This is a genomic window from Aeromicrobium sp. CnD17-E (assembly GCF_024124745.1).
In the GTDB taxonomy this organism is placed as follows: Bacteria; Actinomycetota; Actinomycetes; order Propionibacteriales; family Nocardioidaceae; genus Aeromicrobium.
Genome location: NZ_JAMXRU010000077.1, coordinates 1 through 15420 on the forward strand (window position 1 = coordinate 1; position 15420 = coordinate 15420).

Sequence of the window (15420 nt, forward strand, 5' to 3'; positions counted from 1 at the left end):
TCGCCGGTCGTCCCGGTGGCGGCGCCCCGGGCGGCGGAGGCGGCTTCGGCGGCCCCGGTGGCCGTCCCGGCGGCAACCGTCCCGGCGGTCGTGGTGGCACGCAGGGCGCCTTCGGTCGCCCCGGCGGTCCCGCCCGTCGCGGTCGCAAGAGCAAGCGCGCGAAGCGGCAGGAGTTCGACCAGATGCAGGCGCCCGCCATCGGCGGCGTCCGCGTCCGCAAGGGCGACGGCCAGACCGTCCGTCTGGCACGCGGTGCCTCGCTGACCGACTTCGCCGAGAAGATCGGCGTCGACGCGGCGTCGCTCGTGCAGGTGCTGTTCCACCTGGGCGAGATGGTCACCGCCACGCAGTCCGTCAACGACGAGACGCTGCAGCTGCTCGGCGAGGAGCTGAACTACGACGTCCAGGTCGTCTCGCCCGAGGACGAGGACCGTGAGCTGCTCGAGTCGTTCTCCCTGGAGTTCGGCGAGGACACCGGCGACGACTCCGACCTCGCGGCACGTCCGCCGGTCGTGACCGTCATGGGTCACGTCGACCACGGAAAGACGAAGCTGCTCGACGCGCTGCGCAACAGCAACGTGGTCGCCAAGGAGGCCGGTGGCATCACGCAGACCATCGGCGCCTACCAGGTGACGACGGAGGTCGACGGCAACGAGCGGGCCATCACCTTCATCGACACCCCGGGCCACGAGGCGTTCACCGCCATGCGTGCCCGTGGTGCGCAGGCGACCGACATCGCGATCCTCGTGGTCGCGGCCGACGACGGCGTCATGCCGCAGACGGTCGAGGCGCTCAACCACGCGAAGGCGGCCGGCGTGCCGATCGTCGTCGCGGTCAACAAGGTCGACAAGCCCGACGCCGACCCGACCAAGGCACGTGGCCAGCTCACCGAGTACGGCCTCGTCCCCGAGGAGTACGGCGGCGACTCGATGTTCGTCGACGTCTCCGCCAAGGCGGGCACCGGTCTGGACGACCTCCTCGAGGCGGTCATCCTGACGGCCGACGCGTCGCTGGACCTGCGCGCCAACCCGGAGCAGAACGCCGAGGGCCTCGCCATCGAGGCGCACCTGGACCGCGGTCGCGGCCCGGTCGCCACGGTGCTGGTCCAGCGCGGCACGCTGCGGGTGGGCGACACGCTCGTGGCGGGCTCGGCCTTCGGCCGCGTGCGCGCCATGCTCGACGAGTACGGCGAGAACATCAGCGAGGCGCCGCCGTCGCGTCCCGCCCTGGTGCTCGGCCTGACGGCCGTGCCCGGCGCCGGCGACAACTTCATGGTCGTCGACGACGACCGGATCGCGCGCCAGATCGCCGAGAAGCGTGAGGCTCGCGAGCGCAACGCCGCGCTGGCCAAGCGCACGGGTCGCCGGACCCTCGAGGACTTCATGTCCTCGATGGAGAAGGGCGAGACCGACGAGCTGCTGCTCATCCTCAAGGGTGACGGCTCCGGCTCGGTCGAGGCGCTCGAGGACTCGCTGGCCCAGATCGACGTGGGCGAGGAGGTCAACCTGCGGGTCATCGACCGTGGCGTGGGTGCGATCACCGAGACCGACGTCAACCTGGCGGCGGCCTCCAACGCGGTCATCATCGGCTTCAACGTCCGCCCGCAGGGCAAGGCGACGGAGCTGGCCGACCGCGAGGGTGTCGAGATCAAGTACTACTCGGTCATCTACCAGGCGATCGACGAGATCGAGGCGGCCCTCAAGGGCATGCTCAAGCCGGAGTTCGAGGAGCACCAGCTCGGCACGGCGGAGATCCGCGACATCTTCCGCTCGTCGAAGATCGGCAACATCGCCGGCTGCATGGTCACGAGCGGCACGCTGCGGCGCAACGCCAAGGCGCGTCTGCTCCGCGACGGCTCGGTCGCGGCCGACAACCTCGAGCTCGCGAGCCTGCGCCGCGAGAAGGACGACGTGTCCGAGGTCCGCGAGGGCTTCGAGTGCGGTCTCGTCCTCAAGGGGTACGGCGACATCAAGATCGGCGACGTCGTCGAGATGTTCGAGCTGCGCGAGAAGCCGCGTAGCTGAGTCAGCAGTCCGCCGCGGGCCCGGGAGCGATCCTGGGTCCGCGGCGGCGACCCAGCAGGAGGAACCATGGCCGGACAGCGCACCCAGCAGCTCGCCGACCGCATCAAGGTGATCATCGCCCAGATGCTCGAGCGTCGGGTCAAGGACCCGCGCCTGGGCTTCGTGACGATCACCGACGTGCGACTCACGGGCGACCACCAGAACGCGTCGGTCTTCTACACCGTCATGGGCGACGAGCGCGCCGCAGCCGACACGGCGGCCGCCCTGCGCAGCGCCACCGGGCTGCTGCGCACCGAGGTCGGCAAGCAGCTCGGCACCCGGCACACCCCGTCGTTGGAGTTCTTCCTCGACGCGGTCCCGGAGTCGGCCCGTCAGATCGAGGACCTGCTCGCCAAGGCGCGCGAGAGCGACGAGCGCGTCGCCGCGGCCGCCGAGGGCAAGACCTACGCGGGCGACCCCGACCCGTACAAGCAGCCGCGCGCGGCCGAGGACGACGACGAGGACGACGAGCAGGCATGAGCGAGACCCCCGTCGGGCTCGTCGTGGTCGACAAGCCCGCCGGGTGGACGTCGCACGACGTCGTCGCCCGCACCCGTCGCCTGGCCGGCACCCGCAAGGTCGGCCACGCCGGCACCCTCGACCCGATGGCGACGGGGGTGCTGCTGCTCGGCGTCGGACGGGCCACCCGTCTGCTCGGCCACCTGCAGCTGGCCGACAAGGAGTACCTCGCGACGATGCGGCTCGGCCAGACCACGGTCACCGACGACGCCGAGGGCGACCTGCTGGAGCGGGCCGACGCCTCCGGCGTGACGGACGACGCCGTCCGTGCCGCGGTGCTCCCGCTCACCGGCGACATCGAGCAGGTGCCGACGGCCGTGTCGGCGATCAAGGTCGACGGGAGGCGCTCGTACGTCCGCGTCCGGGCGGGGGAGGACGTGCAGCTCCCCGCCCGGCCCGTCACGGTGTCGACGTTCGAGGTCACCGACGTCCGGCACCTCGAGGTCGACGGTCTTGCGGTGGTCGACGTCGACGCCCGCGTGGTGTGCAGCAGCGGGACCTACGTGCGTGCCCTCGCCCGCGACCTCGGGGCCGCCCTGGGCGTCGGTGGCCACCTGACGATGCTGCGCCGGACCCGCGTCGGGGGCTTCGACCTCGACGTCGCCCGCACGCTCGAGGAGCTCGAGCGGTCGTGGCAGCACGTCGCGCTCGACGACGCCGCCCGCGCGGCGTTCCCGTCGCTCGACCTCGACGACGCGGCAGCTGCTGAGGTGCGCTTCGGGCGAGCGCTCGCCGACGTCGACCTCGGTGCGACGGGTCCCGTGGCCCTGTTCGCGCCCGACGGCACCTTCCTGGCGCTCTACGAGCAGCGCGGCGGGTCCGCCCGCGCCGTCGCTGTCTTCGTCTGACGTCGACCGGGACCCGCGTCGCCGTGCCCTAGGGTGACGACGTGGCCCGACTCTCGACCGAGCGCCTGATCTGGCGTCCCCTGCAGACCTGGTTCCTCTCCGTCGTGGGCATCGTGGCGGGTCTGATGGTCACGACCAAGGTCCGCAAGATCCTCCGCGGCGCGAGCGAGACGAGCTTCCCGACCGTGCCGCCGCGGACCGTGCCGGTCGGCAGCGAGAACAGCGCCACGACGTACACCTACGGCGAGGACCTGTACGACGACATGCTCGCGGCGATCCGCGGCGCCACCACCCGCATCCTCTTCGAGACCTTCATCCTCAAGGGCGACGAGATGGGCGAGGCGTTCAAGCGCGAGCTCGTCGCCGCCGCCGACCGCGGGGTCGACGTGCGGGTGATCTACGACGGGTTCGCGAACCTCGTCGTCCCGCGCTCGTTCCTGACCTTCCCGCCGAGCGTCCACGTGCTGCGCTACCCGGTGCTGAAGACGGGCCTGCAGCCCTTCAACCCCCGACGCTGGGGCCGCGACCACCGCAAGATCCTCGTCGTCGACGACACGGTCGGGTTCGTGGGCGGGTACAACGTGGGCTCCCTGTACGCCACGCAGTGGCGCGACACGCACCTGCGGGTCGAGGGGTCGGCCGTCTGGGACCTCGACAACGCCTTCATCGACTTCTGGAACGACCTGCACCCGGTGCCCATCGAGCCGCTCGGGGAGGCCAGCTGGGAGCCGAGCGTGCGGGCCCACCGCAACGTGCCGCGCCAGCTCGTGTTCCCGATCCGCGGCATGTACCTCGAGGCCATCGACCGCGCCCGGCACCACATCCACATCACGGCCGCCTACTTCATCCCCGACCACGACATCCTGCAGGCCCTCAAGGACGCCCGGTCACGCGGCGTGGAGGTGACGATCATCGTCCCCGAGGTCAGCAACCACGTCGTCGCCGACTGGCTGTCCCGCGGCTTCTACGGCGAGCTGCTGCGCCACGGCGTGCGGATCCAGCTCTACCAGGACGCGATGGTGCACGCGAAGACCGCGACGATCGACGGCCAGTGGTCGACCGTCGGCACCGCCAACATCGACCGGCTCAGCCTGACCGGCAACTACGAGATCAACCTCGAGGTCGTCGACCCGGCCCTCGCCGAGCACCTCGAGACGGTGTTCGAGACCGACCTGGCGAACTGTCGCGAGCTGACCCTCGAGCACTGGCAGTCCCGACCGATCGTCGCCCGTGCCTGCGAGCTGCTGCTGACGCCGCTGCGCCCCCTGCTGTAGGCGCTCGACGTCGATGAGAGGCCTCTCATCGACGTCTCACGGAGGGCTCACCACGCACCGGGAGCCTGGGGTCATCGCATCGACCCCAGGAGGACCCATGAAGACCACCGCCCGTACCGCCATCGCCGCCGTCGCCGGCACCCTTGCGCTCGGCACCGCCGGCTTCGCGCTCTCCAGCGCCCACGCCGACGGCGACCGCGACCCCGTGCTCAAGCGCGACGACTCGACCTCGTCGTGGGTCGTCACCGCGGACGACGACGATGACGACGACCGTGACGACGACCTGAGCACCACCGTCACCCGGCAGACGGCGAACACCGCCCAGACCCGCGGCACCGCCCCGACCGCGAACACCGCGAAGACGGTCCAGTCGGCCCCGACGAGGAACACCGCTCCCACCAAGAACACCGCGCCGACGAAGAACACTGCGCCGACGAAGAACACCGCGCCGACGACCGGCACCGACCGCTGATGTCCGACGACGCGTGGGGCCTGGCCGGGGGCGACGAGATCGCCCCCGGCCTCACGGCCGTGAAGGACCTCGGCGGCGGCACCGTGTACGAGGCGTGGCTGGCCTTCGACGACCGGCTGCACGCCCCGGTCGTCGTGAAGGCGCTGCGGCCGGGGCACGTCGCCGACCCCGTCTCGCGCGCGGGACTCGAGCGCGAGGTCGAGCTGCTCGCACGTCTGGCGCACCCCGGCCTCACGCGCGTCTTCTCCTACGACGACGAGGGCGCCCGTCCCTACTTCGTCCTCGAGCACGTCGAGGGCCCGAACCTGTCGCGGCTGATCTCGCGGCACGGCGCGGTGCCGGAGCACCAGCTGCTGCCCCTCGCGCTCGAGCTCGCGTCGGTGCTGCACTACCTGCACGGCGAGGGCGTCGTGCACCTCGACGTGAAGCCCAGCAACGTGATCATGGGTGCGCCCGCGCAGCTCGTCGACCTCTCCGTCGCGCTCGACGTCGACGAGGCCGCGGCCCTCGACCATCCGGTCGGCAGCGACGAGTACATGGCGCCCGAGCAGTGCGCGCCGGGGGAGCGCGGCACCGTCGGACCCGCCGCCGACGTGTGGGGTCTCGGCGCCACCCTCTTCCGGGCCGCCGCGGGCTTTCGTGCCTTCGACCGTGGGCCCCGATGGGCGCAGCTGCACGACGAGCCGAAGCCGCTGCCCGGCTTCGTCCATCGGGGAGCCGCCGACCTCATCAGGCGCTGCCTCGACCCCGACCCCGCGCAGCGCCCGACGCCGCGCGACATCGCGGTCGAGCTCGAGCCCATGATCGCCGGTCTGCCGTCCGCGCGGCTGTCGGGCTTCACGCTGCGGCGCTGAGCCTCAGTCGACCCGGTAACCGAGCCCGCGCACCGTGGTCACGAGCCCGGCGCCGAGCTTCCTGCGCAGGTAGCCGACGTACACGTCGACCACGTTGGAGCCGGGGTCGAAGTCGTAGCCCCACACGTGGGAGAGCAGCTGCTCGCGCGAGAGCACCTGTCCGCGGTGCGACATCAGCACCTCGGCGAGCGACAGCTCGCGGGCCGACAGCTCGACCTCGCGCTCGCCGACGTACGCGCGACGTCGGCGCAGGTCGAGGCGGACGTCGCCGGCGACAAGCTCGTCGTCGGGGGCGGGGGTGGCGGGGGCGCGCAGCCGCAGGCGGACGCGGGCCAGTAGCTCGGCGAAGCGGAAGGGCTTGCTCATGTAGTCGGCCGCACCTCCCTCGAGCGCCTGGACCGTGTCGGTCACCGAGTCACGGGCCGTCAGCACGATGACGGGCAGCTCGGGTCGTTCCGCCTGCACGCGCTCGAGGATCGTGAAGCCGTCGAGCCCGGGCAGTCCGATGTCGAGCACCATGAGGTCGAACGGACCCGTCAGCGCGTAGTCGAGACCGCTCACGCCGTCGGTGACGACCGTCGGCGTGAACCCCTCGGCCTTCAGCCCCTTCGCGACGAACGAGGCGATCCGCTCCTCGTCCTCGACCACGAGAATCCGGTTCACCACAGTCCTCCTGTCGGGATGACGAGCCGGAACGTCGCACCTGACGTCGCCCCGGGCGGGTCGAGCACCACCCGACCCTCGTGCGCCTCCAAGATCGCGGCGACGATCGACAGGCCCAGACCGAAGCCGGCCTGCTCACCGTCGCCCTGGGTGAAGCGCTCGAAGATCGTCCCACGCAGCGCCGACGGGACCCCGGCGCCCGTGTCGCGCACCCACAGCTCGACGTGTCCGTCGTGCACCCGCGACCCGATGCCGACCTCGGCGCCCGGCCGGGTGTGCCGGACGGCGTTGTCGGCGAGCTGGAGCAGCGCCTGCGTCAGCCGCTGCGGGTCGACGTCGACGTGGGTGCGGGCCACCGCGTCGAGCACCCAGCTGCGGTCGGCGAGTCCCCGTGCGCGCTCGAGGGCCCCGAGCGTGAGGGCCTCCACGTCGGTGCGCTCGAGGCGGACGAAGTCTGGACGCTCCGCCTTCGCGAGCAGCAGGAGGTCGTGGACGAGGCGGGTCATCCGGTCGATCTCGTCGAGCAGCAGCGTGCGCGTGGTGCGGACGTCGTCGGGGTCGGTCGGGTCGAGCACCTCCAGGTGCCCCTGCAGCACGGTGAGTGGGGTGCGCAGCTCGTGGGCGGCGTCGTCGAGCAGGCGACGCTGGCTCGCGAACGCCTCCTCGAGCCGGTCGAGCATGTCGTTGAAGGTGCGCTGCAGCTCGGTGAGGTCGTCGTTGCCGGTCACCTCGAGACGCCCGCCGAGGTCGCCCTCGGTGATGCCCCGGGCGGTCTCGCGCAGTCGTCGCACGGGGGAGAGCAGCCGTCCGGCGAGCCACGACGCGACGGCGGAGATGAGGATGACGGAGAGCGCGCTGAGCAGCGCGTACGTGACCATCAGCTCGCGGAGCTGGGCGCGCGAGCCGTCGACGTCGTGGGTGACGACGAAGGCAGCCCGCTCGTCGCCCTGCTGCACGGGCTGCACCGCGACGCGGAAGGTCCGGCCGCCGACGTCGAGGTCGGCGACCCCACCGCGACGCGCGAGGCGCTCCACCAGGGCGGGGAACCTCGGCGACGTCCGCAGCACGCGCTGGCCCTCACCGACGAACGTCGGGGTGCCGGACACGGGGAAGTGCCACAGGTTCTCGTCCGCGTCGGGGACGTTGCGCGACAGGAAGAACGCGATCAGGCGGTCGGGGCTGGTGAACGGCCGGCCCGTCTCGGGGTCGACGCCCTCCGCCTGGAGGCGTCGCAGCTCGCCGACCTCCTGGCCGAGACTCGCGTCGATCACCCGGTCGATGCGCTGGGACTCCAGGACGAACAGCGTCGCCCCGACCGCGACGAGCGCCGCCGCCGTCAGCAGGGCGACGGCGGTGGTCAGACGCTGGCGGACGGAGAAGCGCGGTGGACCGTCTGCGCGCGGGTCAGTCGTCGTCATCGTCGTCCCGGTCGTCCTCCCGGTCGTCGTCACTGGCGTCGATGGGTCGCGGCGTCTGCGGGACGCGCTCGTAGTCGTCGTCATCGTCGTCCCGGTCATCGTCTTCGTCGTCGTCGCGGTCGTCCGACGGGGAGGGGGTCGGCGAGAGCGTGGGCCGGGGCGTCCCGGTCGACGTCGGCACGGTCACCGGGGAGTAGTCGACCTGCGGTGCGTCCTCCTGCGCCACCACCCGCGCCGCGACGACGCCGAGCAGCACGAGGCCGACGGCCACGACGATCGGCACGAGGGAGCGGGTTCGCGTCATGGCGACACTGTGCCGCACGCTCGCGCACGCCACGATGAGACGTCGATGAGAGAACTCTCATCCGTCGGGTCGTCGCACCGGCCGGTGCGGGCGGTGCACCCGGTCGCAGGGCAGTGCTGCCGGGGTGTGGCACAGTTCAGGGGTGGGCACCTGGACAGACCGCGGCGGCGCCTCGACGGCCCCGCTGGGCACCGCGACGGCGGTCACCATCGGCACCTTCGACGGGGTCCACCGAGGCCACCAGGCCCTGCTGCGACGCACCCGCGAGGTCGCGGGGGACCTGCCCGTCGTCGCCGTCACGTTCGACCCGCACCCGGTGGCGGTCTTCGCGCCCGATCGCGTCCCGCCGCGTCTGACGTCGCTGCAGCGCCGGATCGAGCTGCTGCACGAGCCCGCGCCCGGCGTGCGGGGCGCCGACCACGTGCGCGTGCTCGACTTCGACCGCACGATGGCGGGCTGGTCGCCCGAGGAGTTCGTGGAGCGCGTCGTCGTCGAGGAGCTGCAGGCGCGTCACGTCGTCGTCGGCGAGAACTTCACGTTCGGGTCGCGGGCGTCGGGCACGACCGAGACCCTCCGCGAGCTGTGCGCGCGACACGACTGCGACGCCAGCGCCTTCACGCTCGTCGGCGACGGCCACGGGGCCGACGGCCAGCCGTGGTCGTCCACGCGGGTCCGCGCCCTCGTGGCCGAGGCCCGGCTGGAGGAGGCCGCCGAGCTGCTCGGGCGTCCGCACGAGGTCGACGGTGTCGTCACCCCCGGCGACCAGCGCGGGCGCGACCTCGGGTTCCCCACCGCGAACGTCCCCGTGCAGGCCGACTACTGCGTGCCGCCCGACGGCGTCTACGCCGGACGGCTGCTCACCGGCGACGCCGACTACCCCGCGGCGATCTCCGTGGGCACGAATCCCACCTTCGCGGGGACGGAGCGTCGCGTGGAGTCCTACGTCATGGACCACGGCCACGACCTCGACCTCTACGGCCGGTCCGTGCGGGTGCAGCTCGTCTCGCACCTGCGCCCGATGGTCGCGTACCGAGGCGTCGACGCGCTCGTGGAGCAGATGCACGCCGACGTCGAGCAGGCGCGCGCGGCTCTCTCCTGACGTCGCCCGGTCCGCGACGGCGAGGCGATTCGTCGGAACGACCGGCGCGCTGATAACCTGGACGACGGCGTGTGAACGCCCACGGTCCGTAGAGCCCCGGTGGACATGCCCGGGAGCGCCGTGCAACGACCTCCCAGGAGAAGAATGTCGAAGAAGACCGCTGCCCCCACCGTCGCCGGTACCCCGCGTGACGAGATCATCAGCCAGTACGCCCGCAGCGAGGGCGACACCGGCTCCCCGGAGGTCCAGGTCGCGCTGCTCACGCAGCGCATCTCGCACCTGACGGACCACCTCAAGGAGCACAAGCACGACCACCACAGCCGTCGTGGCCTGCTGCTGCTCGTCGGTCGCCGTCGTCGTCTGCTGAACTACCTGCAGAACACCGACATCGAGCGCTACCGCTCGCTGATCGAGCGTCTCGGTCTGCGTCGCTGACCTCGTTCAGGCGGTCACCCTCCGGGTGGCCGCCTGAACTGCATCAGGGGCCCTGCGCCCCGACAACTGAACACGACACATCCACGGACGAGAGCCGCCACGTCGGGTCCGGTCCTCGGTAGTGGCCCTCGGGACGGCGTACGCCGGGCCGCGGGCCTCGATCGAAGACCGACCACCATCACGGCAGGTCCGGGTCTCGTCCCACCGCGCGACACGCGTCGCGAGAAGGGACTCCCATGTCCGACACCATCCACGCCATCGAGACCGTCATCGACAACGGTCGCTACGGCACCCGCACCATCCGCTTCGAGACGGGCCAGCTCGCCCGCCAGGCCGCCGGCTCCGTGTCCGCGTTCCTCGACGACGACACGATGCTGCTCTCGGCCACCACCGCCGGCAAGCAGCCCAAGGACCACTTCGACTTCTTCCCGCTCACGGTCGACGTCGAGGAGCGCATGTACGCCGCGGGCCGCATCCCCGGCTCGTTCTTCCGTCGCGAGGGCCGCCCGGGCGAGGACGCCATCCTCACCTGTCGCCTCATCGACCGTCCCCTGCGCCCGACGTTCAAGAAGGGCCTGCGCAACGAGGTCCAGGTCGTCATCACGGTCCTGGCCCTCAACCCCGACACCCCGTACGACGTCCTGGCCATCAACGCCGCCTCGGCGTCGACGCAGATCTCCGGCCTGCCGTTCTCCGGCCCCATCGGTGCCACGCGCGTCGCTCTCATCGACGGCCAGTGGGTCGCGTTCCCGACGCACAGCCAGCTCGAGGACGCCGTGTTCGACATGGTCGTCGCGGGCCGCATCGCCACGCAGGCCGACGGCTCGACCGACGTCGCGATCATGATGGTCGAGGCGGAGTCCACCGAGTCCACCTGGGACCTCGTGCAGTCCGGTGTCCAGGCGCCGACCGAGGAGGTCGTCGCCGGCGGCCTCGAGGCGTCGAAGAGCTTCATCCGCCAGCTCTGCGAGGCCCAGCAGCAGCTCGCCGAGGCCGCCGCGAAGCCCGTCCAGGACTTCCCGGTCTTCCTCGACTTCCAGGACGACGTCTACGACGCCGTCGCCGCGGTCGCGTCCGGCCCGCTGTCCGAGGCCCTCACGATCGTCTCCAAGGCCGACCGCGAGGAGCGCGAGAGCGCGATCAAGGCCGACGTGCTCGACCAGCTCGGCGAGCAGTTCGCGGGCCGCGAGAAGGAGGTCGGCGCCGCGCTGCGCGCCGTCACCAAGAGCCTCGTGCGCCAGCGCGTGCTGCGCGACAAGGTGCGCATCGACGGCCGTGGCCTCGCCGACATCCGCGAGCTGTCGGCCGAGGTCGGCGTCGTGCCGCGCGTGCACGGCTCGGCCCTGTTCCAGCGTGGCGAGACCCAGATCCTGGGCATCACGACGCTGAACATGCTCGACCTGGTCCAGAAGCTCGACACGCTGAGCCCCGAGACCACGCGTCGCTACATGCACAACTACAACTTCCCGCCGTTCTCGACGGGCGAGACGGGCCGCGTCGGCTCGCCGAAGCGTCGCGAGATCGGTCACGGCGCGCTCGCCGGCCGTGCTCTGCTGCCGGTGCTCCCGACCACCGAGGAGTTCCCGTACGCGATCCGCCAGGTCTCGGAGGCGCTGAGCTCCAACGGCTCGACGTCGATGGGCTCGGTCTGCGCCTCGACGCTCGGCCTGCTGAACGCCGGTGTGCCGCTGCGCGCCCCGGTCGCCGGCATCGCGATGGGCCTCATCTCCGGCGAGGTCGACGGCACCACGCAGTACGTCACCCTCACCGACATCCTCGGTGCGGAGGACGCCTACGGCGACATGGACTTCAAGGTCGCGGGCACGCCGGACTTCATCACGGCCCTGCAGCTGGACACCAAGCTCGACGGCATCCCCGCCGACGTGCTGGCCGGTGCCCTCACGCAGGCCAAGGGTGCGCGTCTGACGATCCTCGACGTCATGTCCGAGGCCATCGACACGCCCGACGAGATGAGCCAGTTCGCGCCGCGGATCATCACGGTGAAGGTCCCGGTCGACAAGATCGGCGAGGTCATCGGCCCCAAGGGCAAGATGATCAACCAGATCCAGGCCGACACCGGCGCCAAGATCTCGATCGAGGACGACGGCACGGTGTACATCGCGGGCGAGGGTGGCGGCTCGGCCGACGCTGCGCGCGACGCGATCAACGCGATCGCGAACCCGACGATGCCCGAGGTCGGCGAGCGCTACCTCGGCACCGTGGTCAAGACGGTCGACTTCGGCGCCTTCGTGGCCCTGTCGCCCGGCAAGGACGGCCTGCTGCACATCAGCAAGCTGCGCGACCTCAACGGCGGCCAGCGGGTCAGCAGCGTCGACGACGTGCTGACGGTCGGCCAGAAGGTCCAGGTCGAGATCGCCGAGCTCGGCGACCGCGGCAAGATCTCGCTGATCCCGGTCGTGGCCGACGCGGCCGCCGAGGAGGCCCCCGAGGCCGCCGAGGCCGGCGCCGACGCCTGATCCACGCACGGTCGACGAGGCCCTCGCCCCTCGGGGTGGGGGCCTCGTCGCGTCCGGGGCCCGGGCGCCCGTGAGACGATCCCGAAGGTGAGCGACTTCCGTGAACGTGCCGCGGCCCTCGACGCCGCCGACCCGCTTGCCGCCTGGCGGCAGCAGTTCCAGCTCGACGCCGACGTCGTCGCCTACCTCGACGGCAACTCGCTCGGGCGTCTGCCGCTGCGCACCCGCGAGCGGCTCGCGACGTTCGTGCGCGAGGAGTGGGGCGCCCGCCTGATCCGCGGCTGGTCGGAGGGGTGGGTCGAGCTCCCGGTCCTCGTCGGCGACGAGGTCGGCGCGCTGCTCGGCGCCGCTGCGGGCCAGACGGTGGTCGGCGACTCGACGTCGATCGGCATCGCCAAGGCGTTGCACGCCGCAGTCTCGCTGGCTCCCGGACGTACCCGGCTCGTCGTCGACGCGGGCGACTTCCCGACCGACCGATACCTCGCCGAGCAGGTCGCCCGCCAGCGCGGGCTCGAGCTCGTCGTCGTGCACCGGGACGCGGAGGGCGACGTCGCCGCGTCGCTGGCCGACGTGCTCGACGAGCGCACGGCCGTCGTGCTGCTGAGCCACGTCGACTACCGCACGGGCGTGCTGCTCGACCTCCCGTCGCTCACGGCGGAGGTGCACGCAGCGGGTGCGCTCGTGGCGTGGGACCTCTGCCACTCGGCCGGCGTCGTCCCGACGTCGCTCGACGCCGCCGAGGTCGACCTCGCCGTCGGTTGCACCTACAAGTACCTCAACGGTGGCCCCGGGGCGCCGGCGTTCCTGTACGCCGCCGCGCGACACCTGCCGCACCTCGAGCAGCCGCTGCCCGGCTGGTGGAGCGCCGACGACCTGTTCGCGATGGCCGAGGAGTACCGCCCGGCCACCGACGCGCGCCGGCTGCTCTCCGGGACCCCCAACGTGGCGGGGCTCGTCGCCGTCCGCGAAGGCGTGGCGATGGTCGCCGAGGCCGGGGTCGAGGCCGCCCGGACGAAGTCCGAGCTGCTCACCGCCTTCACGGTCGACGCCCTCGACGCGCTGGGCGAGCGCGGGATCGCGCTGGAGCTGGTCACGCCGCGCGAGCCCGACCGGCGGGGGAGCCACGTCACCGTCCGGGTGCCCGACGCACGCACGCTCACGGCGCGCCTCACCGAGCGTGGCGTCGTCCCCGACTTCCGCGAGCCCGACCTCCTGCGGCTGGGCCTCGCGCCGCTCACGACCTCCTTCGCCGAGCTGCACGCCGGGCTCTCGGTGCTGGCCGAGGAGCTCGCTCACTAGGGTGGACGCATGACGACTCGCGTAGCCGTGCTGGGCGCCCAGGGGCGCATGGGATCGACGTCGGTGGCGGCGCTGGAGGCCGCCGAGGGGCTCGAGGTGGTCGCCCAGGTCGACGTCGGCGATCCGCTGGAGCGGGTCACGGAGCACGAGGCCGACGTCGCGCTCGTCTTCACGACCCCCGACGTCGCGCTCGATCAGGTGCTGTGGTGCGTGGAGCAGGGCGTGCACGTCGTCGTCGGCACCTCCGGCTTCGACGGCGACCGGCTGCGCGCGGTCCGCGACGCGGTCGAGCAGCGCACCGACGTGAGCGTGCTCGTGGTGCCGAACTTCTCCATCGGCGCCGTGCTCCTCATGCGCTTCGCCGCGACGGCCGCCCCGTTCTTCGAGTCGGTCGAGATCATCGAGATGCACCACCCGGCGAAGGTCGACGCCCCGTCGGGGACGGCCGTGCGCACCGCCGAGCTCGTGGCCGCGGCCCGTGCCGAGGCCGGCTCGGACCCGGTGCCCGACGCGACGACCACCGACCCCGACGGCGCCCGCGGCGCGAAAGTCGACGGCATCACCGTGCACGCCGTGCGCTCGCGCGGCTTCGTCGCGTCGCAGGAGGTGCTCCTCGGCGGTGAGGGGGAGATCCTCTCCCTGAGGCACGACTCCTCGACCCGTGAGTCCTTCATGCCGGGCGTGGTCACGGCCGTGCGGCACGTGGCGGACCGGCCGGGCGTCACCGTGGGGCTCGACGTGGTGCTCGGGCTCGACGCGTGAGCTGGGAGTCGATCTTCAGCGCCGGGCTCACCGACGACGAGGCGACGGCCTGGGGAGAGATGGCGTCGGAGCTGCGTGCCTTCCAGGACGCCCTGGCGGCCGCGCGGTTCGACGCCGACGTGGCCTCGGGGCTGGCCGACGACCTGCGGGCGTGGCGTGAGCGGCTCGCCCCGCTCGGGGGCGAGGAGCTCGAGCAGGTCAACGGACGCGTCCCGCAGCTGCCCGTCCGCGGGCACGCGATGCTGCCCGAGATCCGGATGCACACACGCGACGCCTCGCGGGTGGCCGGGCACGTGACCTTCGGACGCTGGTCGATGGGCGGCGGCATGGCCGTGCACGGCGGTGTCGTCTCGCTGGTCTTCGACGAGGTGCTCGGCATGCTCGCCGCCGCGCAGGCCCAGGCCATCACGCGCACGGCGTTCCTGCGCACCGACTACCGCGCGCTCACCCCGATCGACGTCGAGCTCGAGGTCGAGGCCTGGATCGAGCGCGTCGAGGGTCGCAAGCTCACGGTCCGTGGGGAGGTCCGGCACGGCGACGTCGTCTGTGCCGAGGGCGACGCCCTCTTCCTGCGGCTGCGACCCGAGCAGGGGCTCGGTACGCGGACGACCTAGCCGACCGCACGGAGCAGTGCCGCCGTCAGGGCGGCCGCGACGACCATCGGCAGGAACGGCACCCGCAGCGCCAGCAGCACCGCGGCGACGCCCAGGCCCGCCAGACGCGCGTCGACGGTGAGCCGCTGCCCGTCGGCCAGGACCTGCACGGCGACCAGGGCGCCCAGCAGCGCCACCGGGATGAGACCGACCGCGCGCTGCGTCGTCGCGTGCTCGAGGACGCGCTCGGGCACGGACAGGCCCGCGAGCTTCAGCGCGTAGCAGCCGGCGCACGTCAGCACGATGCCGACCCAGAGGGCGCTCACGTCGGCGCACCCCC

Annotated in this window: 16 protein-coding genes; 12 read left to right on the plus strand and 4 right to left on the minus strand. The window is 72.3% G+C overall.

Going from position 1 to position 15420, the window contains the following annotated elements; all coding sequences use genetic code 11:
• The 6 genes from infB to NH339_RS13455 all read left to right on the plus strand — a co-directional run.
• Positions 1–2024, plus strand: a 2024-nt coding sequence (infB, locus tag NH339_RS13430; protein ID WP_253026160.1) for a translation initiation factor IF-2, incomplete at its 5' end; no start/stop codon positions are given.
• A gap of 66 nt (positions 2025–2090) precedes the next feature.
• On the plus strand, positions 2091–2543 hold the full coding sequence (gene rbfA / locus NH339_RS13435; protein WP_253026162.1) for a 30S ribosome-binding factor RbfA: 453 nt from the start codon (positions 2091–2093) through the stop codon (positions 2541–2543).
• The gene (truB, locus tag NH339_RS13440) at positions 2540–3430 is read left to right on the plus strand and encodes a tRNA pseudouridine(55) synthase TruB (RefSeq protein ID WP_253026164.1); all 891 of its coding nucleotides are present in this window, start codon (positions 2540–2542) and stop codon (positions 3428–3430) included. The genes rbfA and truB overlap by 4 nt, the downstream gene beginning before the upstream one ends.
• A 41-nt stretch (positions 3431–3471) precedes the next feature.
• On the plus strand, positions 3472–4704 hold the full coding sequence (locus tag NH339_RS13445; RefSeq protein ID WP_253026166.1) for a phospholipase D-like domain-containing protein: 1233 nt from the start codon (positions 3472–3474) through the stop codon (positions 4702–4704).
• A 97-nt stretch (positions 4705–4801) separates the two neighbouring features.
• Complete coding sequence (locus tag NH339_RS13450; RefSeq protein WP_253026168.1) at positions 4802–5176, plus strand: hypothetical protein; 375 nt, start codon at positions 4802–4804, stop codon at positions 5174–5176.
• Positions 5176–6030 carry a serine/threonine-protein kinase gene (locus NH339_RS13455; protein WP_253026170.1) on the plus strand — a complete coding sequence of 285 codons (855 nt, stop codon included), beginning with the start codon at positions 5176–5178 and terminating at the stop codon, positions 6028–6030. The genes NH339_RS13450 and NH339_RS13455 overlap by 1 nt, the downstream gene beginning before the upstream one ends.
• Positions 6031–6033: 3 nt before the next feature.
• Here the strand turns inward: NH339_RS13455 and NH339_RS13460 are convergent, their stop codons facing one another.
• Genes NH339_RS13460 through NH339_RS13470 form a run of 3 tightly spaced genes read right to left on the minus strand, consistent with a single transcriptional unit; the run spans position 6034 to position 8415 of the window.
• A complete protein-coding gene (locus NH339_RS13460) occupies positions 6034–6693 on the minus strand; it encodes a response regulator transcription factor (RefSeq protein WP_253026172.1) in 660 nt (219 codons plus the stop codon).
• A complete protein-coding gene (locus NH339_RS18910) occupies positions 6690–8111 on the minus strand; it encodes a cell wall metabolism sensor histidine kinase WalK (protein WP_253026174.1) in 1422 nt (473 codons plus the stop codon). Before NH339_RS18910 ends, NH339_RS13460 begins: the two co-directional genes overlap by 4 nt.
• On the minus strand, positions 8098–8415 hold the full coding sequence (locus tag NH339_RS13470) for a hypothetical protein (RefSeq protein ID WP_253026176.1): 318 nt from the start codon (positions 8413–8415) through the stop codon (positions 8098–8100). The genes NH339_RS18910 and NH339_RS13470 overlap by 14 nt, the downstream gene beginning before the upstream one ends.
• Positions 8416–8557: 142 nt before the next feature.
• On the opposite strand from NH339_RS13470, the gene NH339_RS13475 reads away from it, so the two are divergent.
• From NH339_RS13475 to NH339_RS18915, 6 genes are all read left to right on the plus strand, one after another.
• Complete coding sequence (locus NH339_RS13475; RefSeq protein ID WP_253026178.1) at positions 8558–9514, plus strand: bifunctional riboflavin kinase/FAD synthetase; 957 nt, start codon at positions 8558–8560, stop codon at positions 9512–9514.
• 144 nt (positions 9515–9658) lie between these two features.
• Positions 9659–9949 (plus strand): 30S ribosomal protein S15, encoded by a 291-nt coding sequence (gene rpsO / locus NH339_RS13480; RefSeq protein ID WP_067856746.1) that lies wholly within the window; start codon positions 9659–9661, stop codon positions 9947–9949.
• A gap of 236 nt (positions 9950–10185) precedes the next feature.
• Positions 10186–12426 (plus strand): polyribonucleotide nucleotidyltransferase, encoded by a 2241-nt coding sequence (locus NH339_RS13485; protein ID WP_253026180.1) that lies wholly within the window; start codon positions 10186–10188, stop codon positions 12424–12426.
• Between the two features lie 87 nt (positions 12427–12513).
• Positions 12514–13725: an aminotransferase class V-fold PLP-dependent enzyme gene (locus NH339_RS13490; protein WP_253026182.1), complete on the plus strand. Its 1212-nt coding sequence runs from the start codon at positions 12514–12516 to the stop codon at positions 13723–13725.
• 9 nt (positions 13726–13734) lie between these two features.
• A complete protein-coding gene (gene dapB / locus NH339_RS13495; protein ID WP_253026184.1) occupies positions 13735–14487 on the plus strand; it encodes a 4-hydroxy-tetrahydrodipicolinate reductase in 753 nt (250 codons plus the stop codon).
• Positions 14484–15101: a PaaI family thioesterase gene (locus NH339_RS18915; RefSeq protein WP_253026186.1), complete on the plus strand. Its 618-nt coding sequence runs from the start codon at positions 14484–14486 to the stop codon at positions 15099–15101. The genes dapB and NH339_RS18915 overlap by 4 nt, the downstream gene beginning before the upstream one ends.
• On the opposite strand, the gene NH339_RS13505 is transcribed toward NH339_RS18915, so the two are convergent.
• Positions 15098–15420: AzlD domain-containing protein (locus tag NH339_RS13505; RefSeq protein ID WP_253026188.1), on the minus strand; the 323-nt coding region annotated here is incomplete at its 5' end. The two genes, NH339_RS18915 and NH339_RS13505, sit on opposite strands and share 4 nt — an antisense overlap.